This window comes from Pseudofrankia sp. DC12, assembly GCF_000966285.1.
GTDB lineage: Bacteria > Actinomycetota > Actinomycetes > Frankiales > Frankiaceae > Pseudofrankia.
Genome location: NZ_KQ031391.1, coordinates 236,080 through 262,540 on the forward strand (window position 1 = coordinate 236,080; position 26,461 = coordinate 262,540).

At 75.3% G+C, this 26,461-nt stretch carries 14 protein-coding genes and 1 pseudogene; 9 read left to right on the top strand and 6 right to left on the bottom strand.

The window, feature by feature from the left end:
* Window positions 1-5: 5 nt before the first annotated feature.
* From FRADC12_RS00905 to FRADC12_RS00925, 6 genes and pseudogenes are all read right to left on the bottom strand, one after another.
* Window positions 6-1,679 carry a (2,3-dihydroxybenzoyl)adenylate synthase gene (locus FRADC12_RS00905; RefSeq protein ID WP_045875185.1) on the bottom strand — a complete coding sequence of 558 codons (1,674 nt, stop codon included), beginning with the start codon at window positions 1,677-1,679 and terminating at the stop codon, window positions 6-8.
* The gene (locus tag FRADC12_RS00910; RefSeq protein WP_084010381.1) at window positions 1,676-6,697 is read right to left on the bottom strand and encodes a salicylate synthase; all 5,022 of its coding nucleotides are present in this window, start codon (window positions 6,695-6,697) and stop codon (window positions 1,676-1,678) included. Before FRADC12_RS00910 ends, FRADC12_RS00905 begins: the two co-directional genes overlap by 4 nt.
* Window positions 6,694-6,966 carry an MbtH family protein gene (locus tag FRADC12_RS00915; protein ID WP_045875186.1) on the bottom strand — a complete coding sequence of 91 codons (273 nt, stop codon included), beginning with the start codon at window positions 6,964-6,966 and terminating at the stop codon, window positions 6,694-6,696. The genes FRADC12_RS00910 and FRADC12_RS00915 overlap by 4 nt, the downstream gene beginning before the upstream one ends.
* A 134-nt stretch (window positions 6,967-7,100) precedes the next feature.
* Window positions 7,101-7,889: an ATP-binding cassette domain-containing protein gene (locus FRADC12_RS34710; protein WP_502685300.1), complete on the bottom strand. Its 789-nt coding sequence runs from the start codon at window positions 7,887-7,889 to the stop codon at window positions 7,101-7,103.
* 18 nt (window positions 7,890-7,907) lie between these two features.
* A pseudogene (locus tag FRADC12_RS34715) lies at window positions 7,908-8,789 on the bottom strand (ABC transporter transmembrane domain-containing protein); the annotation flags it as partial.
* On the bottom strand, window positions 8,782-10,527 hold the full coding sequence (locus FRADC12_RS00925; RefSeq protein WP_084011243.1) for an ABC transporter ATP-binding protein: 1,746 nt from the start codon (window positions 10,525-10,527) through the stop codon (window positions 8,782-8,784). The gene FRADC12_RS00925 and the pseudogene FRADC12_RS34715, both read right to left, overlap by 8 nt.
* A gap of 441 nt (window positions 10,528-10,968) precedes the next feature.
* On the opposite strand from FRADC12_RS00925, the gene FRADC12_RS00930 reads away from it, so the two are divergent.
* The 9 genes from FRADC12_RS00930 (at window position 10,969) to FRADC12_RS00970 (ending at window position 26,233) form a co-directional block, all read left to right on the top strand.
* Complete coding sequence (locus FRADC12_RS00930) at window positions 10,969-12,324, top strand: lysine N(6)-hydroxylase/L-ornithine N(5)-oxygenase family protein (RefSeq protein ID WP_045875189.1); 1,356 nt, start codon at window positions 10,969-10,971, stop codon at window positions 12,322-12,324.
* Between the two features lie 14 nt (window positions 12,325-12,338).
* Window positions 12,339-13,394 carry a FecCD family ABC transporter permease gene (locus tag FRADC12_RS00935; protein WP_045875190.1) on the top strand — a complete coding sequence of 352 codons (1,056 nt, stop codon included), beginning with the start codon at window positions 12,339-12,341 and terminating at the stop codon, window positions 13,392-13,394.
* Window positions 13,391-14,473 carry a FecCD family ABC transporter permease gene (locus FRADC12_RS00940; protein WP_052710615.1) on the top strand — a complete coding sequence of 361 codons (1,083 nt, stop codon included), beginning with the start codon at window positions 13,391-13,393 and terminating at the stop codon, window positions 14,471-14,473. The genes FRADC12_RS00935 and FRADC12_RS00940 overlap by 4 nt, the downstream gene beginning before the upstream one ends.
* 125 nt (window positions 14,474-14,598) lie before the next feature.
* Window positions 14,599-15,453 (top strand): ABC transporter ATP-binding protein, encoded by an 855-nt coding sequence (locus tag FRADC12_RS00945; protein WP_045875191.1) that lies wholly within the window; start codon window positions 14,599-14,601, stop codon window positions 15,451-15,453.
* Entirely contained in the window at window positions 15,450-17,183 is a 1,734-nt protein-coding gene (locus FRADC12_RS00950; RefSeq protein ID WP_045875192.1) for an ABC transporter ATP-binding protein, read from the top strand. The genes FRADC12_RS00945 and FRADC12_RS00950 overlap by 4 nt, the downstream gene beginning before the upstream one ends.
* Window positions 17,180-18,979, top strand: coding sequence for an ABC transporter ATP-binding protein (locus FRADC12_RS00955; protein ID WP_045875193.1), 1,800 nt, complete (start codon window positions 17,180-17,182; stop codon window positions 18,977-18,979). The genes FRADC12_RS00950 and FRADC12_RS00955 overlap by 4 nt, the downstream gene beginning before the upstream one ends.
* Before the next feature lie 115 nt (window positions 18,980-19,094).
* On the top strand, window positions 19,095-21,461 hold the full coding sequence (locus tag FRADC12_RS00960; protein ID WP_232303523.1) for an NHL domain-containing protein: 2,367 nt from the start codon (window positions 19,095-19,097) through the stop codon (window positions 21,459-21,461).
* 83 nt (window positions 21,462-21,544) lie between these two features.
* A complete protein-coding gene (locus FRADC12_RS00965; protein WP_045875194.1) occupies window positions 21,545-23,863 on the top strand; it encodes a protein kinase domain-containing protein in 2,319 nt (772 codons plus the stop codon).
* An 18-nt stretch (window positions 23,864-23,881) separates the two neighbouring features.
* Window positions 23,882-26,233, top strand: a complete 2,352-nt coding sequence (locus tag FRADC12_RS00970) for a serine/threonine-protein kinase (RefSeq protein ID WP_045875195.1) — start codon at window positions 23,882-23,884, stop codon at window positions 26,231-26,233.
* Window positions 26,234-26,461 lie beyond the last annotated feature (228 nt).

Genomic DNA, 26,461 nt, shown 5'->3' on the forward strand with positions numbered 1-26,461 from the left:
CGGCGCTAGCCGAGGCGGCGCCGCAGCTCCCGTTTGTCGATCTTTCCGACGGGGGTCAGCGGCAGCGCGTCGAGCACCGTGAGCAGGTCGGGGAGCATGAAGCGGGCGAGCCCGCGCTCGCGCAGGTAGGCCTTGACCGCCCTGAGGGTCGGCGCCGCCCCGGGGACCGGGACGATCACCGCGCGGACGCTCTCGCCGACCTGCTCGTCCGGGGCCGCGATGACGGCGGCCTGGGCGATCGACGGGTGCGCGAGCAGATGCTCCTCGAGCTCGGTCGCGGAGACGTTCTCGCCGCCGCGGTTGACCACGTCCTTGATGCGGCCCTCGACGACCAGGTTGCCGCTCGGCGTGACGCGGACGAGGTCGCCGGTCCGGTAGAAGCCGTCCGGGCTGAAGGCGGTGGCGTTGTGCTCGGCGGCCCGGTAGTAGCCGCGCACGGTGTACGGGCCGCGGGTCCACAGCTCGCCGACGGCGCCGGGCGCCACGTCGGCGCCGTCGGGGTCGACGACCCGGATCTCGTCCGCGGCGGCGAGCGGCCGGCCCTGGGTGGTGGCGGCCAGCTCGTCGTCCTCGTCGAGGCGGGTGTAGTTCAGCAGGCCCTCGGCCATGCCGAAGACCTGCTGGACGCGGGCGCCCAGGGCCGGCCGGATGCGCCGGGCGAGCTCCGCGTCCAGCCGGGCACCCCCGACCTGGAGCAGGCGCAGGCTGGAGGTGTCGGGCCGCTCCCACTCGGCGGCGTCGACCCAGATCCGTGCCAGCGCCGGCACCAGGGCCGTCACCGTCACGCGTTCCCTGGCGATCAGGCCGAAGGCGGTCTCGGGGCTGGGCGAGGGAGCCAGGACCACGGTCGCGCCGACCCCGAGCGCCCCCAGGACGCCCGGGCACGCCAACGGGAAGTTGTGCGCGGCGGGCAGCGCGACCAGGTAGGTGTCCTCGGCCCGCAGCCCGCACAGCCGGGCGCTGGCCTCGGCGTTGTAGCCGTAGTCCCAGTGGGTGCGCGGGATCAGCTTGGGCTTGCCGGTGGTGCCGCCGGAGATGAGCAGCACCGCGACGCCGGCCGGGTCGGGGGGCTGCGGCTGGGCCGGACCGCCGGCCCGGGCGGCGGCGCCGGCCGCGGCCAGCGCGTCGAGGCCGGTGAACGGGCCGGGAGCCCCGGCCACCAGCACGTGGCGCACGGCCGGGACCGCGGTGACGATCTCCTCGGCCAGCGCCCGGTGGTCGAAGCCCTCGTGCGTGTCCGGGATCGCGTAGGCGACGGCGCCGGACAGCCGGGCCAGGTGCTCGATCTCTACCCGCCGGTGCGCGGGAAGTGTCAGCACCGGGATCGCGCCCAGCCGGCACAGCGCGAACAGCAGCGTCACGAACTCGACCCGGTTGGGCAGGTGGACCACGACCCGGTCGCCGCCGCTGACGCCGATCCCGGCGAGCCCCGCCGCCAGGTCATCGGCGGCCCGGTCGAGGTCGGCGTAGGAGAGCCGGACCGGCCCTGACGGCGGCGCGGCGACGAGGGCGGTCGCGGCGCCGTACCGCTCGGCCCAGCCGCGCAGCCGCTCACCCAGCGAGCCGCCCTGCCAGTAGCCCTCCGCCACGTAGCGGTCGGCGGCGGCGGCCGGCCAGCGGACCCAGCCCGCCGCGAGGCCCGGGCCGGCGGCCGACGCGGCGGCCAGCGGCGCGCTCACAGGTCCATCCCGGCGTCCGAGCCGTCGAGCAGCCGGGCCTCGATCTCCTCGTCGGACAGGGACTCGATCTCCCAGGCGATCGAGGCGACGCGGTCGAGCCGCCCCGGCGTGGTCTCGGCCGCCCGCAGCTGCTCCGCGAGCCCGGCCACCGTCGGCGCGCCGAACAGCATCCGGACCGTCACCTCGCCGGTGTCGAGCTCCTCGCGCAGCCGGGCGACCACAGCGGTGGCCAGCACCGAGTCGCCGCCCAGCGCGAAGAACTCGTCGAGGACGCCACCCTCGCCGACGCCGAGGACGTGCCGCCAGACCGCGAGGATCACCCGTTCCAGATCTGAGCGCGGCGGCTGGGACGCCGGCCGGGGCCCGGCCAGCTCCCGTTCGAGCAGCACGCCGACGGCGCCGCGGTCGATCTTCCCGTTGGCGCTGAGCGGCAGCTCGGTCACGACGACGACCCGGTCGGGAACCATGTGCGGCGGCAGCGCGGACCGCAGGGCGATCCTGATCGCCGCCGGGTCGCCGGCCGCGTCCGGCGCCGGGCCGGCCGCGACGACCGCGCCGAGCGCCGCCGGGCGTCCGTCCGCGCCTGCGGTCAGCGCTGCCACGCCCGCCCGGACGCCGGGCAGCGCGGCCAGGGCCGCCTCGATCTCGCCGAGCTCGATCCGGAAGCCCCGGATCTTGACCTGGTGGTCGCGGCGCCCCAGGAACTCGACGGCCCCGTCCGGCAGGTAGCGGGCGAGGTCGCCGGTGCGGTACCAGCGCTCACCGCCGTGGGTGACGAACCGGTCGGCCGTCCGCTCGGGGTCGGCCCGGTAGCCCCGGGCGACGCCGGCGCCGCCGATCCACAGCTCGCCCGCCACGTGGTCGGGACAGTCGCGGCCGAGCGTGTCGACGACCCGCAGGCGGACGTTGCGCAGCGGGGTGCCGTAGGGCACCGAGCACCACTCCGGGCGCGCCGCGCCGCCCACGACCTCGCAGATCGTCGAGTGGATGGCGGTCTCGGTCGTGCCGCCGAGCGCGAGGAACCGGCAGCCGGGAACGGCCGCGGCGAGCCGGGCCGGCAGGTCGACGCCGACCTTGTCCCCGCCGAGCAGGACCGCGCGCAGCCCTGTGCCCAGGGGTGTGCCGGTGGCGAGGACCAGGTCGAGCACGGCCGGCACGCAGTTGAGGACCGTAACGCCGTGGCCGGCGATCAGGTCGGCCCACCGGGCCGCCTCGCGGCGGGACTCCTCGTCGACGAGCACCACCGCGCCCCCGACGGACAGCGGGGCGAACAGGTCGAAGACCGACAGGTCGAAGTCGAGCGCGGAGACGCCCAGCGTCCTGTCGTCCGGGCCGACCCCGAGCCGCTCGACCAGGTCGTCGAGGGTGTTCATCGCGGCCCGGTGCCCGACCTCGACGCCCTTGGGCTGCCCGGTCGACCCCGAGGTGAACAGGACGTACGCCGGCTCGTCGAGGCGCGCCGGGTCGTCGGCCGCGCGCAGGATGAGCTCCGCCGCGACGCCGGTGCCGGCCGCGAGCGCCTCGTCGAGGCGCAGCGGGGTCACGCCGGCCGGCCAGTCGGCGTCGGGACGGCTGGTGATGACCGTGGCGAAGCCCGCGGTCGCGACGATCCGCTCGATCCGGGCCGCCGGCTGGTCGACCCCGACCGGCACGTAGGCCGCACCGGCGGCCAGCACGCCGAGCACGGCGACGACCTGGTCCGGCCCCTTCGGGAGGCTGACGCCGACCAGGTCGCCCGGCCGGACGCCGCGGGCGGCGAGCACCCCGGCCACCGCCCGCGCCCGCGTGGCGAGCGTGCCGTAGGACAGCGACCGCCGCTCGTGGCCCGGCTCGTCCCACAGCAGGGCCGGCGCGTCGGGACGGTCGGCCGCCGCGGCGAAGAAGCCCTCGTGCAGCAGCCGGGTGGACGCCGGTCCGGCCACCGCGCCGACCCGGCGGCGCACGTCGCGCACCGAGGGGTCGAGCAGCCCGTCGACCGGCTCCGCCCAGGCGGTCGCCGCCGGGCTGGCGGCCGGGCCCGGCTGGGCCAGGCCACGGACGAGGCGCTCGAACGCGGCGAACATCGCGTCGACGACGCCGGGCTCGAACACGCCCTCGCGGATGTCCCAGTTGACCAGCAGCCCGCCGTCGAGCTCGGTGACCTGCGCGTCCAGCAGGACCTGCGGGCCCTGCGAGATGATCCACACCGGCCGGCCGAACTCCCGCCGCACCGAGGCGTCGAACAGCTCGCCGAGCCCGAGCGCGCTGGTGAAGACGACCGGCGCGAGGACGGGCTCGCCATGGTGGCGGCCCAGGTCGCGCAGCACCTCGACGCCGGAGTAGCCGGCGTGGGCGGCGTCGGCGTGCAGCCGTGTCTGGACCTGGCGGGCGCGTTCGACGAAGGGGACCCGGTCGGTCAGGTCGATCTCCAGCAGCACCGAGCTGGTGAAGTCGCCGACGATCCGGTTCACGTCGGGGTGCAGCTGCTCGCGGTCGAACAGCGGGACGTTGAGCAGGAAGCGTGGCTGCGCGCTCCAGCCGCCGAGGACCTCGGCGAAGGCGGTCGCGACGGCCATCGCCGGCGTGACGCCGTGCCGGTGCGCGGCCTGGTCGAGGGCCGCGCGGGCCGACGGCGGCAGCCTGAAGTGGCGCCGGGACACCCGGGGGGCAGCGGCCGGACCGCCTCCGGTGGGCCTATCAGCGGCCGGGGTGAGCGCGAGCTGGGGCGGGCCGGGCAGGCCGGGCAGCCGGTCAAGCCAGGCCCGCCGAGCCCGGGCCGCCGCCTCGCCGCGCGCGGTCCCCCGCTCGCCGAGGCGGGCGGCCGCGCGCTCGGCGCGGTACCGGCGGTAGCTGTAAGCCGGCGCCGGCGCGACCGCGTCCGGGCGGCCGTACAGGTCGGCCAGGTCGGCCAGCAGGACTCGGTAGCTGACGGCGTCGGCGGCGACCATGTCGACGTCAAGGTGCAGCCGGGTCGTCCCATCCGGGCGCAGGCTCAGCTCGGTGGCGAAGACCTCGCCGCGCTCGATGTCGAGCAGTTGGTGGGACAGCCGATCGCGGACGGCGGCCAGCCGCTGCTCGGCGGCGTCGTCGTCCAGGTCGCGCAGGTCGTGCACGGTCAGGCCGCGCCAGCCGGCGGCCTGCTCGACGACCTGGCCACCGAGGTCGGTGACCCGGGTCCGCAGCGCCTCGTGCCGCTGGATCAGCCGCTCGACCGCGACGGCCAGCCGGGCCGGGTCGACCCCGTCGCCGTCGAACTCGCTGTACAGGTGCGCGGCGACCCCGCCGTAGGACTGTCGGGCGCCGCGCCCGATCCAGTAGGCGTGCTGCATGACGGCCAGCGGGAACTCGCCGTCGTCGTCCGGGCCCGCCGCGGCCTCGGCCGGCCCGGCGCTCACCGGGTTGACGCCGACCGACCCGGTCTCGGCGACCGCGGCCACGGCCCCAGCCGCGGCCGCAGGACGCCGGGCGGACAGCAGCTTGAACCAGCCGTCCAGGGTCGGGTTCTCGGCCAGCTCGGCGAAGTTCACCTCGACGCCGGCCCGCCGCCACTGCCCGATCGCCCTGATCAGCGCGATCGACTCCAGCCCGCGCTCGAACAGGTTGTCGTCGTCCCCGAGCGAGGCCGGGTCCTCCTCGATCAGCTCGGCCACGCTGCGCCGCAACGCCTCCAGCTCGTCGCCCGGGTCAGCGCCGGCGGTGGCCGGGGCCGGCTGGGCCGGGACGAGGAACCGGCTGACGCTGCGCAGCTTCTCCCGCGTCTCCTCCAGCTCGCGCTCGGGACGCGACGCGCCGACGATGCCGGCGCCGGCCCGCAGCCAGGTCTGGCCGTCACGCTGGAAGACGGTCCGCAGGACGAGGGCGGCGTCCAGGGCGCCGTCGGCGGTAGCACTGATCACGGCACCGCTGTAGAGGCCGCGTGGCCTCGGCTCGTAGCGCCGGATCGCCGCGCAGGCGAGGTCCTTCGGCACGCCGGTCGCCGTGATCGACGGGAAGACGACGGCCAGCGCGTCCCAGGCGTCCCGGTCGGCGGTGAGCTGGCCGCTGACCCGCGAGGCCAGATGCTGGACGCTGCCCCGCTCCAACACGTTCATGAACTCGTCGACGACCAGGGTGCCCGGCGCGCACAGCGGCCGTAGCTCCTCCTGCGCCGCCTGCACCGACACCGCGTGCTCGTAGATCTCCTTCGGGTCCCGCAGCAGCGCCTCGCGCCGGGCCCGGTTGCCGTCCCCGCCGGCCGCGCCGGGGCCGTCGAACGCCGCCGTGCCGGCCAGTGGCTGGGTCGAGACCCAGCCACCTGCGTCCACCTCGAGGACCATCTCAGGGCTGAAGCCGATCGCGCGCAGGCCGGCCAGGTCGAGCAGGAACGACCGTGCCGGCGTGTTCCCGCGCCGGCCGCGCTCGAAGCTCGCGACCAGGTCGATCTCGCCCTCGACGGGGACGACCCGCGAGAGGATCACCTTGCGCAGCCGGCCGGCGTGGATGTCCTCGACGGCCCGGGTGACGATCTGCCGGTAGCCGTCGGCGTCGTACTCGAGGTCGGCGAGCGCCGCGGGCTCGGCCGGCTCGGCGGCCACGGCGGCGCCGACCAGCTCGGCCAGGACGTCCAGGTCGGCCGGGTCGGGCGCGCGCAGCAGCGCGCCGGTCGCCGACAGCCGTGCCTCCCGGGCCGGGATGACCAGATGGACCAGCGGGTCGGGGCCGGCCGGGCCGGGCAGCCCCAGGGTGCGCGGGCCCAGCTCGAAGCCGGCCCAGCCGCAGGCCCGCCAGTCCGTGACCGGGATCCCGGCCAGGACGCCGGCCAGGACGCGCAGCGGCGCGTCGTCGACCGGCTCGACCCGCCACCGCTCCCCCACCCGGTAGCGGATCTCGTCCCAGTACAGGACGATCTCGGCCAGGGCACCGGAGCCGCAGTGCCACACGCCGTCCCGCTCGTAGACGCTGACCGGCCCGTCGGCACGGCGGGCGAACGACACCGCCGCCGCGAGCGGGTCACCGGCCAGCGGCACCGTCCGTTCGCGGTAGACCGCCGGGGCGGTCATCGCGACGCGCCGGCGTCGGGGCTGGCCTGGGTGGCCAGGGGGCCCGTCGGCTGACGATCGGCCGTCATCCGGGCGACCAGGCTGGCCGGCCGCAGGTCGGTCCAGTTCGCCTCGACGTACTCCAGGCAGTCCGGCCGGCTCGCCGCTCCGTACACGGTCGTCCAGCCGGCCGGCACCGGCGCGAACGTCGGCCACAGGGAGTGCTGGCCCTCGGCGTTGACCAGGACGTAGAAGCTGCCCATTTCGTCATCGAACGGGTTGGTCGACATGAGGTGCCGTCTCCTTGGATCTCAGCCGGTAGCTTAGGGCCGCTTAATCTTAAGTTAGGTTTACCTAAAACGCTCATGGTTGTCTACCCCGATGCGTCATCGGGATTGCCCCCATTTCGACGCTCGGGGCGGGGTCAGCTCAGCTGGCCGCTTTCGACGCGGACGATGCGCGGCAGGCGTTCGATCGTCGCGGGCCGATGCGCGATCACGATCAGAGTCCGGCCCGGGCGCAGCCTTTCCACCGCCGTTTCCAGCCGTCGCGCGGCGTCCGGGTCCAGGTCGGCGGTCGCCTCGTCGAGCAGCAGCACCGGCGGGTCGACGAGCGCGGCCCGCAGCAGCCCGACGATCTGGCGCTCGCCGGCGGACAGCCGGGAGCCGCGCATGCCGACGTCCGCGTCCAGGCCGCCGAGCCGCGCCGTCCACTCGCCCAGGCCCAGCCGCTCGACCGCCCGCTCCATCGCGGCCCGGTCCGGCGCGCCCGGCGCGAGCGCCAGGTTCTCGGCCAGCGTGCCGGTGATGATGTGCACCTGCTGCGGGATGAGCACGATGCGGGCCCGGACCTCGTCCGGGTGGGCCGCGCGCAGGTCGACGCCGCCGTAGCGCACCGTCCCGGCGTCGGGCTCGTAGAGCCCGGTCAGCAGCTTCGCCAAGGTGGTCTTGCCGGACCCGGTGACGCCGACCAGGCCGGCCCGGTCACCGGACGGGAACGCCACCGAGACGTCACGCAGCACGTCCGCGCCCTCGGCGTAGCCGAAGCGCAGCCCGTCGGCAACCAGGTCGCCCCGGGCCGGCAGCCGCGCCCCCACCGCCGGTTCCCCCGCGGCGGGCCCGGCCGGCGCCAGTGCGTCGAGCAGGTCCGTCAGGCGGCCCAGTCCGGTCCGGGCCAGCTGTGCCTGGCCGGCCAGGCCCGAGAGCGTCAGCATGCTCTCGAACAGGTTGCGGGTCGCGACGACGAACACGACGACCGTGCCGACGCTGAGCTGACCGGCCCGCACCAGCCAGACGCTGACCAGCAGCAGCGCCGCGGTGGCCAGGCCCTCGATCATCCCGAACAGCTCGAGGCGGCTCTGGACCGCGACGGTCCGGTCGGCCGCGCCCAGCAGCGCGTCGTTGTCGACCCGGAAGCGGCGCACCCACTCCTGCGGCCGGCCCGGCGCGACCAGCGCCTCGTGGGCGTTGAGCGTCTCGGTGAAAGTCGCGGTCAGCGCGGCGTCCGCCGCGGCCTGGCGCCCGAACGCCGCCGGCGCGCCCCGGCTGAACCAGGCCACGACCACGATCGCGACCGGCATGAACAGGGCGAGCAGCAACAGCGCGAGCAGCCACGAGTAGACCAGCAGCAGCGCCGTCGTGAGCGCGACGGTCAGCCCGAAGCCGAGTAGGTTGGGAAGCTGGTCGCGCAGGAACAGGGTCAGGTCGGAGATCTCGCCGGTCGACCGGCGCAGCAGGTCGCCGGTGCGGTGGGCCTCGATGAACCGCAGCGGCGCGCGGGCGACCCGGTCGACGACGAGGTCACGCAGCCCCCGGATCGCGCGTTCCCCGGCCGCCGAGAGCAGCACCTCCGACGAGCGCAGCAGCACCACCCGGGCGCCGACGAGGCCGACCATCAGGCCGACCGCCCACCACAGCCGGCGCTGGTCGCCGGCCGTGACCGCGTCGACCCCGAGGCCGATCGCGGGCGCGATCCCGACCACCGCCGCCGAGCTGGCCACGTTGGCCAGCAGCGCGGCGGCGAAGATCGCCCGGTGCGGTCGCAGGTAGGGCCAGAAGCGCCGGAACACCCGCGCGGTGGAGGGGTTCTCGGCCAGCACCCGGATCTCAGCCATTGCCGCCGCCCACCCTGACGATCTCCTCGTCGCCCGGTTGACCGGCCGGTTCGGGCTCCCGCGCGCCCAGGTCGGGCGCCGGCCCGGGCTCCCCCGGGCGCGAGCCGGCCGGCTCCAGCCGCAGCACGCGGTCGGCCCCGGCCAGCACGCTCGGGCGGTGCGAGATCACCAGCAGCGCGGTACCCGGCGACCAGGCCTGCAGCCGCCGCAGGATCGTGGCCTCGGTTTCGGCGTCGACCGCCGCCGTCACGTCGTCGAGAATCAGCACGTCCGGCCGGCCGACCAGCCCGCGGGCCAGCGCCAGCCGCTGGGCCTGGCCGCCGGAGACGGTCGCCCCGCGTTCACCGAGCTCGGTGTCGTAGCCGTCGGGCAGGCTCTCGACGAACTCGTCGACGGCGGCGACGGCGCACGCCGCGCGCAGCTCGTCCAGAGCGATCTCACGCCCGACCCGCAGGTTGTCCGCGACCGTGCCGGCGAGGATCAGCGGCCGCTGCGGTACCAGCCCGACCCGGTTGGCCAGCTCGAGCCGGGAGACCCGGCGCAGGTCGACGCCGCCCAGGCTGACCGAGCCGGTCGCCGGGTCCTCCAACCGGCACAGCACCCGGGCGAGCGTCGTCTTGCCGCTGCCGGTCGGGCCGGTGACGGCGACGAGCTCGCCGGGATCGACGCTCAGGTCGACCGGCCCGAGCACCAGGCGCCCGTCGCGCCGGGCGGTCACCCCGGCGGCCGCCAGCGCCGCGCCCGGCGGCGGGGTCTCGGCGTCGGCGGGGCCGTCGTCGGCGACCGGGGTGTCGAGGATCTCGGCGATGCGGCCGGCGGCGACCAGCGCCTGGCCGCGCTGGGAGAGCAGGTCGACGGCGATCGTGACGGCCAGCGTCAGGGTGGTCATCCAGGAGGTGAAGGCGACCAGGCCGCCGACGGTCAGGCCGCCGTGCAGCACGGCCGTCCCCCCGATCGCGAGGCCGGCCGCGATCGCGAGCCGGGGCACGGCCGGCGGCACGGCCGACCACGAGGCGGAGATCCGCGCCGCGGTCAGCGTGTGGTCGGTGACGGCGGCGCTGCGCTCGTGATGGCGACGCACGAGGGTAGCCTCGCCGCCGAGCCCGCGGACCGCGGCACTGGCCGAGAGCAGGTCCTCCACGGCGTCGGCGCGGGCCGCGAACGCCGTCGAGAGCTGCTCGTTCGCGGCGTCGAACCGCCCGGGGAAATAGGCGTTGGCCAGCGCGACCAGCGGGATCGTGGCCACCCCGACGACCAGCAGCGGCCATTCCAGCAGGGCGAGGGCCGGGAGCACCAGAACGATCGTGACGAGGATCCGCACCCAGATGGCGAGGCTCGCCACCCACAGCCGGATCAGGTCGACGTCCCGGGTGGCCCTGGTCGCCAGGTCGCCGTGCCCGTAGCGGGCCAGGGCGGGGCGGTCGAAGGCGGCGACCCGCTCGACGAGCGCCGCTCGCAGCGCGTGCGAGACCCGGTTCGCGGCCCGGCCAGACCAGCGCAGGCCGCCGACGCCGCCGAGCATGAACACCACGGCGACCAGCGCGGTCGGGATCGCCCAGGTGAGCGTGCCGCGCGCCGAGCCAGGGGTGACCCCGCGGTCGAGGGCGCGCTGGATGCACCACGGGAGGGCGAGCATCGCGGTCTGCTGGACGACGGTGGCGGCCGCGCCGAGCGTGAGGTCCCCCCGCCGACGCAGCAGTTGCGCACGCAACAGCCGGCTGCCCGTCGAGCTGTTCAACCCAGCACCGTCCTGACGGATCATGCCCGCGCCGTCCGATGACCCACGCACCCGTCGGGGCCCGCGCAGGCGCAGCCCGCGGCCCGCATGCTCGGCGACAGCGGGCGGCCACTGCCTGCCCGAAGAAGTTAGGTATTCCTAACCTAATCTCACGACGATCGTCAACCCCTCCAATCGGTGCGGTCATCGACTACCTGAAGTGTCGATAGTATTACGATGCGTCAATATACTAAAGATAGGTTAACTTACGATGCCGGGCCCCGCCAGCCCCAACGCGGCCCGGCCAAGCGACCCGTCCCGCCGCCGGCCCCAGCCGCGACCGAGGCTTGACACCCCGGAGGGTCACCCCGAATATAGGTAAGGTTTCCTTTAGTAGATCTTGCGTACGCGTCTCGTTACCGACGGGAAAGGGCGGCGCGCCCAGGGACCGGAGGATCGGGCGTGGTGAGAGGTCCGGCGTCCACGGACATCGGCATTCTGGACATCGTCGGAATTGGATTCGGTCCGTCGAACCTGGCTCTGGCCATAGCCGCGACGGAGCACAACGCGCGGGTGCCGCCGGCGGCGGCGCTGAGAATTTCGTTCCTGGAGCGCCAGCCGCGGTTCGGCTGGCACCGCGGCATGCTCCTCGACGGGGCCACGATGCAGGTGTCCTACCTGAAGGACCTGGTAACCCTGCGCAATCCGGCCAGCGATTTCAGCTATCTGTCATTCCTGCACGAACGCGACCGCCTGGTCGACTTCATCAATCACAAGACGATGTTCCCGCTGCGGGCCGAGTTCCACGACTACCTGGAATGGGCGGCCCGCCGGCTGGACGGCCTCGTCGAGTACGACACCCGGGTGGTCGACATCCGGCCGGTGACGGTCGACGGCGAGGTCACGATGGTGGACGTCGTCGCCGTCCGGGGACAGACCGGCCAGACGGTCGTGCGCCGGGCCCGCGGCGTCGTCATCGCCGCCGGGCTGGAGCCGGTCCTGCCGCCGGGCATCGAGCAGTCCGAGCGGGTCTGGCACAACCACGACCTGCTCGGCCGGGTCGGGAAGCTGCCCTCGATGGTGCGCGACCGGTTCGTCGTCGTCGGCGCCGGCCAGAGCGCGGCCGAGGTCACCGAGTTCCTGCACACCCGGTACCCGCGCGCCCAGGTCGTCGCGCTGTTCTCCCGGTACGGCTACAGCCCGGCCGACAACAGCGCGTTCGCGAACCAGATCTTCGACCCGACCGCCGTGGACGACTTCTACGCCTCGCCACCGGCGGTGAAGGACATGCTCAACGGCTACCACCGGGCCACCAACTACTCGGTGGTCGACATCGACCTCATCGACGAGCTCTACCGCCGCGTCTACCAGGAGAAGGTGCAGGGCCGGGAACGGCTGCGGATCATGCGGGCGTCCCGGCTCGCCGAGCTGCGCCCGGTCGAGTCCGGTGTCGCCGCCGACGTCGAGTTCCTGCCGACCGGCAACCGGGAGACCGTCGAGGCCGACGTCATCGTCTTCGCCACCGGGTACCGGTCCCGGGACCCGCGCCAGCTGCTCGCCACCATGTCCGGGTACTGCCTGGACGACGCGGCCGGGAAGCCGGCACTGGACCGCGACTACCGGCTGGCGACGACCCCCGACGTCCGCGCCGACCTGTACGTGCTCGGGGCGACCGAGCACTCGCACGGCATCTCCTCGACCCTGCTGTCGAACGTGGCCGTGCGGGCCGGTGAGCTCGTGCGCTCGATGGCAGAGCGCCGCGGCCAGGTCCGCTCGCACGCCGGCGGGCGCGGCGAGGCCGCGGTCCCGGTCGGCTAGGGCCGGCGAAGCGCGTGGACGTCATCGATCGGCCTCGCTCCGCCGCGCCGGCCGCCCCGGCCCGCCGTGGCGGCCGGACGGGATCCCGGGCCGCGGGCCTCGTCGCCGCGCTCGCCGTGCTCGCGTTCGTCGCGCTGGCGAGCCTGGCGGTCGGCGCGAAGCCCATCCCACCGGGCACCGTCGTCCATGAGCTGTTCCACTACGACGGCTCCGGCGACGGCGTGGTCATCCGGACCCTGCGGGTGCCGCGCACGCTGCTCGGCCTCACGGTCGGCGCCGGGCTGGGGCTGGCCGGGGCCGTCATGCAGGCACTGACCCGCAACCCGCTCGCCGACCCGGGCCTGCTCGGCGTGAACGCCGGCGCCGCCGCCGCGGTGGTGGTCGCCATAGGGGCGCTGGGCCTGCGTTCCCCGGCCGCCTACGTCTGGTTCGCGCTGGCCGGCGCCGCGGTCGCCGCGGTCGCCGTCTACCTGCTGGGCGCGAGGGGCCGCTCGACCGCCACCCCGGTCCGGCTGGCGCTGGCCGGCGCGGCGGTCAGCGCGGTGCTGATCGCGTTCGTCTGGGGGCTCGCCCTGACCAGCCCGACGACCTTCGACGGCTACCGGTTCTGGTCCGTCGGCGGGCTGGCCGGGCGGAGCCTGTCCGTGGTCTGGCAGACCGGGCCGTTCCTGCTCGGCGGCGCGGTGGTCGCGCTCGGGCTGGCCCGGCCGCTGAACGCGATCGCGCTCGGCGACGAGGCCGGCCGGGCGCTGGGCGTCCACCTGGGCCGGACCAGGATCCTCGGGATCGGGGCGACCACCCTGCTGTGCGGAGCTGCCACGGCGGCCGCCGGCCCGATCGGCTTCGTCGGGCTGACGGTCCCGCACGTGGCCCGCGCCATCACCGGCCCCGACCAGCGCTGGGTGCTGCCCTACTCGATGGTCCTCGCGCCGATCCTGCTGCTGGCCGCGGACATCGCCGGCCGGGTCGTCGCCCGCCCGGGTGAGATCGAGGCCGGCATCGTGACGGCGTTCGTGGGGGCGCCGGTCCTGGTGCTGCTGGCCCGCCGGCGGCGGCTGGCCGCGTTGTGACCAGCCTCGTCGACGCGCGCGCCCCGGGCCGGGCCGCCCAGGGCCGGGCCCGGGTGCTCGGCACGCCGGGGCGGCGGGTGTCGCTGCTGGTGCCGGTGCGGTCGTGCGTGGTCGGGGCGGCGCTGGTGGCGCTCCTCGTGGCCGTCGGCTGTGTCGCGCTGACCACGGGCGACTACCACATCCCGCTGCCGGACGTGGTCCGCGCCCTGCTGGGCGGCGGCGACGCCTCGACGCGCTTCATCGTGATCACCCTGCGGCTCCCCCGGCTGCTGACCGGGGTGCTGGTCGGCGTCGCGCTCGGGGTCGGGGGCGCGATGTTCCAGAGCCTGTCGTGCAACCCGCTCGGCTCGCCGGACATCATCGGGTTCGACACCGGCGCGGCGACCGGGGCGCTGCTGGTCATCCTGGTGGCGCACGGGACGATGGCCCAGGTCGCCACCGGGGCCGTCGTCGGCGGTGTCGCCACCGCGCTGCTGGTGTACCTGCTGGCGATGAAGCGCGGGGTGGCGGGCTACCGGCTCATCCTGGTCGGGATCGGCATCGCGGCGATGCTCTCCTCGGTCAACGACTTCCTGCTGACCCGGGCCAGCATCAACGACGCCGAGTCGGCGGCCGTCTGGCTGACCGGCAGCCTCAACGGACGCGGCTGGGAGCACGTCCGCCCCGTCGCCGTCGCGGTCGCCGTGCTGCTGCCACTGGCGAGCTGGCTCGGCCGCGACCTGCGGATGCTGGAGCTCGGCGATGACACGGCCCGGGCGCTCGGCGTGCACGCCGAGCGGGCCCGGGCCGCCAGCGTCGTCGTCGGCGTCGGTCTGAGCGCGGCCGCCACCGCCTGCGCCGGTCCGATCGTCTTCGTGGCGCTGGCCGCGCCACAGGTCACCCGGCGGCTGACGAGGCGGCCCGGGCCCAACATCATCCCGTCCGCGCTGACCGGTGCCCTGCTGCTGACGGCGAGTGACCTCGCGGCCCAACGGGCCTTCGCGCCCACCCAGCTCCCGGTCGGCGTCGCCACCGGGGTCGTCGGCGGCCTCTACCTCGCCTGGCTGCTGAGCCGCGAGTGGCGCCGCGGACGTGGCTGACGTGCAGCGTCGGGTGACCGCGCAGGCGCGGAGGCGCGCCTGCGCGGAGGTCCCGTGGGAGCGAAGCGAGTACGGGGCCGGAGCGCGCCGCCCGGACGGAGCGAACCAATGAAGGAGACAGGAACATGAGCCAGCTGCGCGCCGAGCGCCTGGAGCTGGGCTACGACCAGCGCAGCATCGTGCACGACCTGGACGTGAGCATCCCCGACCGGTCCTTCACGGTCATCGTCGGCGCCAACGGCTGCGGGAAGTCCACCCTGCTGCGCGGGCTCGCCCGGATGCTCACCCCGCGGGCCGGGCTGGTCCTGCTGGACGGGAAGCAGATCCGGTCGCTGCCGTCCAAGGAGATCGCCCGGCGCCTCGGCCTGCTGCCGCAGGGCCCGATCGCCCCGGACGGCATCACGGTCGCCGACCTGGTCGGCCGGGGCCGCTACCCGCACCAGGGCCTGCTGCGGCAGTGGTCGGCGGCGGACGAGCTCGCCGTGGTGGACGCGATGGCCGCGACCGGCATCAGCGACCTCGCCGACGCCTACGTCGACGAGCTCTCCGGCGGCCAGCGCCAGCGGGCGTGGCTCGCCATGGCGCTGGCGCAGCAGACTCCGATCATGCTGCTGGACGAGCCCACGACCTTCCTCGACATCGCCCACCAGGTCGACGTTCTCGACCTGTGCGCCGAGCTGCACCAGTCCAGGGGGCACACGCTCGTGCTCGTGCTGCACGACCTCAACCAGGCCTGCCGCTACGCGACCCACCTCCTCGCCATGCAGGACGGGCGGATCGTCGCCGAGGGACACCCGTCCGAGATCGTCACGGCCGACCTGGTCGAGCGGGTCTTCGGGCTGCGCTGCCGCGTCATCACCGATCCCGAGTCCGGAACGCCGCTGGTGATCCCGGCCGCCCGCCGGGCCGCGCCCGCGCCGGTTCCGGTGCCCGCCGCGGCGCCGGAACCACGCCGCGACGCCGCCGAGACCACGTCATGACCGCCGACACCGCCCGGGCGGACCTGGCCGAGCTGCAGCGGCCGGTGCTGGCCCGGATCACCACGGCCGCCGCTCTGCAGGCGCTGGCCACCGTGCTGGCGGTCACGCCGGCGGTGGTGCTGGTCGAGATCGCCCGCCGGCTGCTGACCGAGCCGGGACGGCCGGTCTGGCCGCTGGCGTGGCTGGCGGTCGGCCTGTTGGTGGCGCGGTTCGCGCTGTACGCCGGGGCGAGCCTGCTCAGCCACCTCGCCGACGCCGACCTCGCCTACCTGCTGCGCCGCCGCCTGACCGACCAGCTCAGCGCGCTGCCGCTGAGCTGGTTCGCCGGCGGCGTGTCCGCCCGGGTGCGAACCACCGCGCAGGACGACGTCGCGACCCTGCACCACGCCGTCGCGCACGCCCGCGGCGACCTGGCCGAGGCGGTCGCCGGCCCGGCGGTCGTCGTCGGCTACCTGCTCTGGGTCGACTGGCCGCTGGCGCTGGTCACGGTCGCGCTGGTCAGCCTGGCCCAGGCGATCCGGATGCGCCTCGCGGCCCGGGCCAGCGAGCAGGTGGACCGGATCGCGGCCGCGAACGCCGAGCTGACCGCCGCCGTCCTGGAGACCGTCCGGGGCATCAGCGTCGTCAAGGCCTTCGCCGGCGGCCGGGGCGCGGCCCGGTACACCGCGGCGGCCACCGAGCACGCCGACGCCGACGAGCAGGCGCAGCTCATCTTCGTCCGGCCCCGCGGGGTCGCCCGGGCGACCGTGGCCCCGGCGACCGTGGTGTCCGTGGTCACCGCCGTCGGCGTCGGCCTCGTCGCCGCGGGGTGGACCGACCCGGTCGACCTGGTGGCCTTCGCGCTGCTCGGGGTCGGGCTCTTCGAGCAGCTCACCCCGCTCTACCTCGCGCACGACCACCACCAGCGGGCCCGGGGCGCGGCCCACCGGATCGCCGGGCTGCTGCGCGAGCCCCGCCAGCCGAACGTCGCGCCGGAGCTGGCCGGCACGGTCGGGACACCGCTGACCGTGCGGCTCGACGACGTCCACTTCAGCTATCCGGGCGGCCACGAGGTCCTGCGCGGCGTCAGCGCGACGCTGCTGCCCGGGACCGTGACGGCGCTCGTCGGGCCGTCCGGCGCCGGGAAGTCGACGCTGGCCATGCTGGTGGCCCGCTTCGCCGACGTCACCGCCGGCGCGATCCGGCTGGGCGGCGCCGACCTGCGCGACCTCGACCGCGACGAGCTGTACCGCCACGTCGGTTTCCTGCTCCAGGACGTCGCCCTGCTGCGCAGCTCGATCCGCGACAACATCGCGCTGGCCGTCCCGGACGCGACCGACGCCGCGGTGCGCGCGGCGGCGCGCGCCGCCGGCATCGACGACCGGATCCGCGCCCTGCCCCGGGGCTACGACTCGGTGGCCGGCGAGGACGCCCACCTGTCCGGCGGGGAGGAGCAGCGGGTCGCCATCGCCAGGAGCCTGCTCGCCGAGACGCCGATCGTGCTGCTCGACGAGGCCACCGCGTTCGCCGACCCCGACTCCGAGGCCGCCGTCCAGGACGCGCTCGCCGAGCTCGCCACCGGCCGGACCCTGCTCGTCATCGCGCACCGCCTCTACACGATCACCGAGGCCGACCAGATCCTCGTCCTCGACGACGGGCGCATCGTCGAGCGCGGCCGGCACGAGGACCTGCTCGCCGCAGGCGAGCGCTATGCCCAGCTGTGGCACGCCCAGAACGGAGGCCGGTCGTGACAGGCCAGCTGCGCGCCCTCGTCCCGGCCGGTCAGCACCGGCCGCTGCGCCGCTACCTGGCGGCGTCGGCCGGTTATGCCGTCAGCGAGGGCGTCGCCTTCGGGGTGCTCGTCCCGCTGCTGACCGCGCTGCTCGACGGCCACACCGCCACCGCCGGACGGTGGATCGTCCCGCTGGCCGCCGCCGCGGTCGCGGGCTGGCTCGCGCACTACTACCTCGGCTCGCGGGCGCCGCGGCTGTCGTCGGCCTGGCGGCGCGCCCTCTACACCCGCCTCGGCGACCGGCTGCTGACGCTGCCGCTGGGCTGGTTCGACGGGCCGCGGGCGGGCGAGGTGCCGCAGCTGGTCATCGGCGACGTGACCCGGGTCGCCACCACCGTGTTCCTCGCGCAGGCGCTGGTCGGCGCGGTCCTGACGCCCGTCACGATCGGGGTGTTCCTGCTCTGCTACGACTGGCGGGTCGGGCTCACCGCGCTGGTCGCCGTCCCGGTGGTGCTCGTCGCGCTCTCGGTCGGCCGCCGCGTCACCGAGCGCCTCGATGCCGCCCAGCATGCCGCGACCACCGAGGCCGGCAGCCGGCTGGTCGAGTTCGCCGGCGCCCAGCCGACGCTGCGGGCCGCCGGCCACACGGCGGCCGGCCGGGCGGCGCTCGACGAGGCGCTGGCCCGGCAGTACCGGGCGACGCGGCGCGACGTCGTCGGCGCCGTGAGGGGCCAGTACCTCGGCCAGCTCGGCATCCACCTGGCCTTCACCGCCCTGCTGCTCACCGGGCTCGCCCTGGCCACCCAGCACCAGCTCGGGCCAGCCCGGATGATCGCGCTCGTCGTCCTGGGCATCAGTCTGCTGCGCCCGCTCGACCCGCTCGTCGACCTCGGCTCCGCACTGCGGTCGTGCCAGGCCTCGGCGGCGCGGATCACCGAGCTGCTGGCCGTCGAGCCGCTGCCCGAGCCCGCGACCGGCGGGGTGATCGCCCACGCCGGGATCGACCTCGTCGACGTCCACTTCGGCTACCCCGGCGGCCCCGAGGTGCTCACTGGGCTGACACTGACGATCCCGGCCGGGCGCACCACCGCGCTCGTCGGCGCCTCCGGGGCGGGCAAGACCACCGTGACCAAGCTGATCGCCCGGTTCCACGACGTCGGGTCCGGCTCGGTCCGGGTCGGCGGCGTCGACGTCCGGGCGCTCACCAGCGGCGACCTGCTCGAGCACCTCGCGCTCGTCTTCCAGGACGTCTACCTGCTCGACGCCACCATCGAGGAGAACATCCGGTTCGGAAACCCGGACGCCACCCCGGAACAGATCCGGGACGCCGCGCGCCGGGCCCGGGTGGACTCCATCGTCGCCCGGCTCCCGGACGGCTGGGCCAGCCGGGTCGGCGAGGGCGGGCGGCTGCTGTCGGGCGGTGAGCGCCGGCGCGTCGCCATCGCCCGGGCGCTGTGCAAGGACGCGCCGATCGTGCTCCTCGACGAGGCCACCGCCTCGCTCGACGCCGAGAACGAGGCCGCCGTGCACGCCGCGCTGGCGGAGCTCGCCGTCCGGCGCACCGTCCTGGTCATCGCACACCGGCTGGACACGATCACCCGCGCCGACCAGATCGCCGTCCTGGACGGCGGCCGGGTCGTCGAGTGCGGCTCGCACGCCGACCTGCTCGCCCGGGACGGCCGGTACACCGCGTTCTGGCGACAGCGCGAGCGCGCCCGCGGCTGGCGGCTGCGCCCCGACAGCCCCGACCCGCGGGTCACCGCCGGCGGCGCCGCTGGCACGGAGCCCGAAGACGATCTGTCATTTAGCGGATAGTGCGCGGTTGGCGCCGTATTGGACCCTTTTGGCTACTATTTGCGCTCGTACGAGGTCGGGACGAGCGAGGGCGATGCGCGGTGGGGGCGCGGCGCTGGCCTAGAGACCGGGAGGCATGGCTGTGCCGATCGTCGATCGTGGGCGGATCGCCGCGGCGTTGCCCGGCCAGGTCCTCGGCCGGGAGCTCGGCTCCGGCGCCTTCGGCCTGGTGCTCGCCGCGCGGCAGCGCGACCTGCACCGTGACGTCGCCGTCAAGGTCATCGACCTGGGCGCCGCCGGCCCCTCCCCCGCGCTGCGAGCCGAGGCCAGCAGTGCGCACCCGCTGACCGGGCTCGACCATCCCCACCTGAGCCGGACCTACGCCGTCATCGCCGTCGAGCGCCTGCTCCTGCTCGTCACCGAGCTGGTGCCCGGCGGCAGCCTGGACCGCCAGAACCTCAGCCCGCAGGCCGCCTGCGCGGTCGCGCTCGGGATCGCCGACGCGCTCACCCACGCCCACGCGGTCGGCATCCTGCACGCCGACCTGAAGCCGGCGAACATCCTGTTCACCGCCGACGGGCAGCCGAAGCTCACCGACCTGGGCGTCGCCGCGTTCGCCGAGGACTCGGGCCTGACCGCCGGCCGGATCGTCGGCACGCCCCAGTACCTGTCGCCCGAACAGATCACCGGCGGCCCGCTCGGCCCGCCGGCCGACCTCTACGCGCTGGCCACGACGCTCTACGAGCTGCTCGCCGGCGCGCCGCTGTTCGGCGCGGGCCGCACCGCGCAGGACCTCTTCCGCCACCACTGCGAGGTCGTCCCGCCACCCCCGCCGGGGGTCCCGGCGCCGGTCGCCGACCTGCTGGGGCGCACGCTGGCCAAGGCGCCGGCGGACCGGCCGCAGACCGCCACCGAGTTCGCCCTCCAGCTGGCGGAGGCCGCCCGCCTCGGCTACGGCCCAGGGTGGCTGGAGACGGCCGGGATCCCGCTGGGGGTGTCCGCCGGGCTGCGCGAGCTCACGTCCCGGCCGGCGGAACCGTCCGGTGCGCCGGCCGACCCCGACGCCACGCTCAAGCGTTCGCCCGACGCGACGCTCGCGGCCCTGCCTGGGCAGCCGCGGCCACCCGAGACCGCGACGGCCCTCCTCGCCGCGCCGCCGGCCGCCCCTGGCGCCGCCGCGCCGAGCGCTACCGGGCGCACCGCCGTGGCCGGCCCGGTCACGGCCAGCGCCGGCGCGCCCGCCAGCCCCGCCGGGCCGCGCGCGTCCCGGACCGGGCGATCGCGGATCTGGCGGACGGCGGTGCCGATCGCCGTAGTCGTGGCCGTTCTCGCCGTCGCCGCGGCGGTCGTCCTGCCCCGCGCCCTCGGCGGCGGAGAGACGAAGCCACCCGCCCAGACGCGGGCCTCCGTCCTGCCCGCGGGGCCCACCGCTCCCCCGACCGTCCGGCCCGCGGCCGGCTCGGCGGCGCTGCCATCCGCCAATCCCCCGCCACTGCCGGTCGTCCTCGTCGCGGGCAGCGGGCAGGCCGGCTTCTCCGGCGACACCGGCCCGGCGGCCACGGCGAACCTCGACCACCCGTACGGCCCGGTGATCGACGCCGCCGGCAACCTCTACTTCGCCGACTTCGACAACAACCGGGTCCGCCGGATCAGCCCGGACGGCACGATCACGACCGTCGCCGGCAGCGGGCAGGCCGGGTTCGGCGGCGACGGCGGCCCCGCGACGGCGGCGATGCTGAACAAGCCGGTGGCGGTCGCGATCGGCCCCGGCGGGACGCTCTACATCGTCGACACGTTCAACATGCGGGTCCGCCAGGTCAGCGCCGACGGGATCATCACGACCGTCGCCGGCTCGGGCGAGCGCCCCTGGAACCCCGACGACGACGGCAAGCCCGCGACCCAGGCCGCGATGTGGTACCCGAGCGGCATCGCGGTCGACGCCACCGGCGACCTTTTCATCGCGGACAACGGCAACGACATCATCCGCCGGGTCGGTGTCGACGGGATCATCACCACCGTCGCCGGCCGGTTCGGTTATGGCTCGTGGGGCGACGGCAGGCCGGCCACCCAGGCGATGATCAGCAAGCCGTTCAACGTCGCCCTCGACCGCCAGGGCCGGATCTACATCGCTGACTCCTACAACCACCGGATCCGCCGGATCGGCCTCGACGGGGTCATCGAGACGATCGCCGGGACCGGTGCCGCCGGCTACTCGGGCGACGGCGGGAAGGCCACCGCGGCCACGCTGCGCGACCCGCGCGGAGTCACGGTGGACGCGGCCGGCAACGTCTACATCACGGACACCGACAACAACCGGATCCGCAAGGTCGACACCGCCGGGATCATCACCACGATCGCCGGCACGTCCCCGCCGGGCTCCAAGGGCTCGGCCGCCTCCGCCGGGTTCTACCCGGACGGCCCGGTCGCGGTGGACAACACCGGGCACCTCTTCGTCGCAGAACGGTCGCAGAACCGGCTCGCGCGGATCGACCTCACCGGATAGCCCGCACCGGGCCCGGGACACCCACACAGCCGAAGCCGAGCGAAAGGGCCGACGGATGGCCACGCAACAAGGGGGGCGGTGCCGTGGCGGTCGTTGACCGCGCGCGGGTGGCCGCCGCGCTGCTGGGCTACACGATCGGCGCCGAGCTCGGCGCCGGCGCGTTCGGCCTGGTGCTCGCCGCCCACCACCAGGACCTCGACCGCCAGGTGGCCGTCAAGGTGCTCGTCAACGCCGAGCCGCAGGCGGCCGCGGAGTTCCGCGCCGAGGCCCGGCTGCTGGCCCGCCTCGACCACCCGCACATCGTGCGGACCTACGACTACGTGGCCCGCGGCGACCTGTGCCTGCTCGTCATGGAGCTGCTCGGCGGCGGCACCCTGGCGGGCCGGCGGCTGCACCCGGACGCCTCCTGCGCCGTCGTGCTCGCGCTGGCCGACGCGCTCGCCGTCGCCCACGGGAACGGCGTGCTGCACCGCGACATCAAGCCGGCCAACGTGCTGTTCACCGAGACGGGCCAGCCCAAGCTCGCCGACTTCGGAATCTCCAAGGTCATCGAAGGGTCCGCCTCGACCGCGAGCCGGGTCATCGGCACGCCGAAGTACATGGCCCCCGAGCAGATCACCGGCGGGCGGCTGAGCCCCGCCACCGACCTGTACGCGCTGGCCGCCGTCCTCTACGAGCTGCTGTCCGGCAGCTCGCTCGTCCCGCCGCGGGTGCCGCTGCCGGTGCTGCTGCGCCACCACCTGGAGGTCATCCCCCCGCCGCCGCCCGGGGTACCGAAGCCGCTCGCCGACATGGTCCTGCGCAGCCTGGCCAAGCGCCCCGAGGACCGGCACCCGGACGCCCGTGCCTTCGCCGCCGACCTGGCCCGCGCCGCGACGAAGGTCTTCGGCCGCGGCTGGCTCGACCGCGCCGGCACCCCGACCCGGCTCTCCGAGGACCTACGAGCCGTCACGACCAGCCGCCTGAGCGGGCTGACCGCTGCCGGCGGCACGGGCGGCCGGGCCCGGCCCCGCCCGCTGGCGTGGGCCGGCGTCGGCGCCACGGCGGCGCTCCTGGTCGTGACGCTCGGGGCCGGCGCGGCCGCGGGCGGGGCCGGCGGCTGGGCCCTGCGGGGCGACCATCCGCCGGCGACAACTGCTCCCCCGCTGCCGCCGCCCGCCTGGCAGCCGGCCGCGCTCCCGCTCGGAACGATCACCTCGGTCTTCGGCGCGGACGGCAGCGGGTTCGCCGGCGACGGCGGGCCGGCGACGTTCGCCGAGTTCAACTCGCTGGGCGGCGTCGCGCTCGACCTCAAGCGCGGCTACATCTACCTCGCCGACTACTACAACCAGCGGGTCCGGCGGATCGACCGCAACGGCGTCATCACGACGGTGGCCGGCAACGGGATCGAGGGCTTCGCCGGCGACGGCGGACCGGCGACCAGCGCCCAGCTCGACCAGCCCACCGACGTGGCGGTGGACGACGACGGCTCGATCTACATCGCGGACTCGACGAACAACCGGATCCGACGGGTCGACCCGCACGGGGTCATCACCACGGTCGCGGGCACCGGGGACAACGGCGGCTACAACGACCCGGTCGGCAACGACGGGCTCACCTACGCCGGCGACGGCGTCCCCGCCACGAAGGCGATGCTCCGGGAACCCAACAGCGTCGTCTTCGACGGGCAGGGCAACCTCTACATCGCCGACGGCTCCAACCAGCGAGTCCGCCGGGTCGGCCGGGACGGCATCATCACGACGGTCGCGGGAAGCGGGGTCGAGGACGGTGGCGACGGGAACGGCCCCGCCACCGACGCCTTCTTCAAGTACGTCGAAGGGCTGGCGATCGGCCCGGACGGCAGCCTCTACGTCGCTGACCAGGGCAACAACCGGATCCGGCGGGTCACCCCGAAGGGGCAGATCACCACGATCGCCGGGACGGGCACGCGGGGCTACTCCGGCGACGGCGGCCCGGCCACCAGCGCCCAGATCGACGCGACCGGCACGGCCATCGCCGTGGACTCGGCGGGCACCGTCTACTTCTCCGACCAGTCCCGGGTCCGCCGGATCGACACCCACGGCGTGATCACCACGATCGTCGGCACCGGCGAGTCCGGCCTGTCCGGCGACGGCGGGCCCGCGGTGAGGGCCGAGATCGGGCTGGCCTACGGACTGGCGCTCGACGACAAGCAGGGAATCCTCTACCTGTTCGACACCGTCTCCGGCCGGATGCGGGCCGTCCGCGTCGCGCCGCCGCCGTGCGCGGCCCCACCCTGCCCGTCAGCCAGCGCCTCCGCGACAGCCTCGGCGACGGCGGGACCGTCGGCGAGCCCCTCAGCCAGCCCCGTGGCCACCCCGCCGATCCCCACCACGACCTCGGGCCTCCCGTCGCCCACCGCACCGGTCGTGGCGAGCTCCTGACGACGCGAAGGACCAGCCGTGCCCGCCATCGACCGCGCCCGGGTGGCCGCCGCGCTGCCCCGCTACACCCTCGGCGAGCAGCTCGGCTCGGGGTCGTTCGGCCTCGTCCTCGCGGGCCGTCACCTCGACCTCGACCGTGCGGCCGCGGTGAAGGTCCTGCCGATCGACGACCCGGCGAACGGGCCCTCCCTCACGGCCGCGTTCCGGGCCGAGGCGCGGATGCTCAGCCGGCTCGACCACCCGCACATCGTCCGGATCTACGAGTACATCGGGCAGGACGAGTTCTGCCTGCTGATCATGGAGCTGCTCGGCGGCGGGACCCTCGCCCAGCACCGGCTGCCGCCCGCGTCGGCCTGCGCCGTCGGGCTCGCCGTCGCCGACGCGCTCAGCCACGCGCACGGCCACGGCGTGCTGCACCGCGACATCAAGCCCGACAACATCCTGTTCACCGTCGCGGGCCAGCCGAAGCTCACCGACTTCGGCATCGGCCGGGTGTTCGTGGAGACCTCCGGCTCGACCAGCCACCTGGCCGGCACGCCCCGCTACATGGCGCCCGAGCAGATCATCGGCCGGCACCTCGGCCCGGCCGTCGACCAGTACTCCCTCGGGGTCGTCCTCTACGAGCAGCTCGCCGGGCGGCCGCCGTTCAACCCGGGCCTGCCCGTGCCGGAACTACTACGCCACCACCTGGAGGAGCCCGCGCCCGCCCTCGACGGGGTCCCCGCACCCGTCGAGGGCGTCGTGATGCGGGCGCTGGCGAAGGACCCGGCGGACCGGCACCCGGACGCGGCCGCGTTCGGCCATGCGCTGGCCGACGCCGCCGCCGCGGCCTACGGGCCCGACTGGCTCTCGCTCACGGGCCTCATCGTCCGGCTGCACGAGAGCCCGGACGTCCAGCTGCCACGCGGGCGGCCCGACTCGGGCGGCCACGTCTTCAGGCCGGCCACCGCGCGCCTCGACGAGCCGCCCGCCTACCTGACGGTCCACCCACCGCCTGACCCGCTCACGGGCGAGGCCGTCGCCGCGGACGGCCAAGCGCGGCCGGCCACGTCCACGCCGGACGACACCGGCGCGGACCCCGCGACGACCGGAGCGCGGACGGGCTGGACGAGCACCGGCGCCACGCGCACCACGGCCGACCGGCCCGAGCGCACCCACCCGTTCGACGGCACCCCCTTCGGGGGCCGCCGGTTCGGCTGGGCCAGGCTCCGGCACTGGCGCGTGCTGCTCGCCACCGTCGGGCCCGTCGTCGCCGTGGCTGTCGCCGCCGCGCTGGTCATCACCGTCGGTGGCACGGGCAAATCGGGCGCGGCACCGGTCACCACACCGACCGCCAGCCGGGTTACGGCCGGCGGGGTCGCCGGGCAGGCCGCGATCCCGGTGCAGTTCAGTGGCTGGGCCGCCGGGCCCGGCGGGGTTCTCTACTTCGCGGACGAGGCAAGCGGCCGGATCTTCCGCCGGGACGCCACGGGGAAGGCCACGGTCATCGCCGGGACGGGCATCAAGAGGACGGACGGTGACGGCGGCCCGGCCACGCAGGCCTCCCTGCTGGGCCCGATGGGCCTGACGATCGACGCCAGGGGAAACCTCTACTTCGTGGACGGCGAGGGCCGCATCCGCCGGATCGACCCTGACGGAGTGATCACCACGATCGTCGGCGGCGCCAGCTCAGGGCTGGCGGCCCAGCCGACCGGCCCGGTGAAGGCGACGGAGGCGGCGACCAGCTTCCTCGCGCCCGACATCGCCCTCGACCGGTCGACCGGCGACCTCTACCTCGCGGACACGTCCCACTTCTACCGGCTGGGCACCGACGGCGTGCTCACGCCCATCGCCCACATCGGCACCCGCGAGACCCCGATCCTCGGGGGGAGCGACCCGGACGCGGCGCTGCCCCAGCTCGTCGACGGCCTGCTCGGCGGCTTTGCCGCCGGGGACGGCCGGCTCTACGCCGCCGACGAGACGTCGCACGAGATCAAGGTTCTGGACGGGAATGGCACCGTCAGCGTTTTCGCCGGGACGGGCCAGAAGGGGTACTCGGGCGACGCCGGCACCGCGAACCAGGCCAGCCTCAATCTGTCCAGCACTGTCGTCCATCACACCTCGGAGCTGGCGCTCGACGGCTCCGGCGCTCTCTACATCGCCGACACCGGCAACTACCGGGTGCGCAGGGTCGACGCGCACGGAACCATAACGACGGTCGCGGGCAACGGCCCGGGCTCTCTCACCGAGGGCAAGCCGGCCGTGAACGAGCCGCTGTACGGACCGGACCGGATCGCGCTGGTCGGCGACGGCTCCTTCTACATCGAGAACGGGAGCGAGATCGAGCGCGTCGACCCCGCGGGAGTCATCTGGAAGGTCCAGAGGCTCTGATCGTGCCTGCTCCGAGGGCCGGGGCCACCAGCGCAGATGGCAGGCTGGGGTTTCGGACTTACTCGTCCGCGCCCGCCGGCCGGTGCGTGCCGGGGCGGCCGGCAGTCGTCGAGGGAGGCGGTCGCGATGGCCCAGACAGGGCGGGAGTGCTCGATCGCGAACGCGCTCGCACTGCGGCGAGCGCGTCGTCTGGGGTCAGAACACCCGCGTCGTTCGACTCGGCGCGGC

Excerpts from the sequence above, each read along its gene's own strand:
- FRADC12_RS00910 (WP_084010381.1), bottom strand. The coding sequence starts at position 6,697 with ATGACCGCCCCGGCGGTCTACCGCGAACGGACGGTGCCGCTGGCCGGT.
- FRADC12_RS00915 (WP_045875186.1), bottom strand. The coding sequence starts at position 6,966 with ATGTCGACCAACCCGTTCGATGACGAAATGGGCAGCTTCTACGTCCTG.
- FRADC12_RS34710 (WP_502685300.1), bottom strand. The coding sequence starts at position 7,889 with ATGCTGACGCTCTCGGGCCTGGCCGGCCAGGCACAGCTGGCCCGGACC.
- FRADC12_RS00945 (WP_045875191.1), top strand. The coding sequence starts at position 14,599 with ATGAGCCAGCTGCGCGCCGAGCGCCTGGAGCTGGGCTACGACCAGCGC.
- FRADC12_RS00950 (WP_045875192.1), top strand. The coding sequence starts at position 15,450 with ATGACCGCCGACACCGCCCGGGCGGACCTGGCCGAGCTGCAGCGGCCG.
- FRADC12_RS00960 (WP_232303523.1), top strand. The coding sequence starts at position 19,095 with ATGGCTGTGCCGATCGTCGATCGTGGGCGGATCGCCGCGGCGTTGCCC.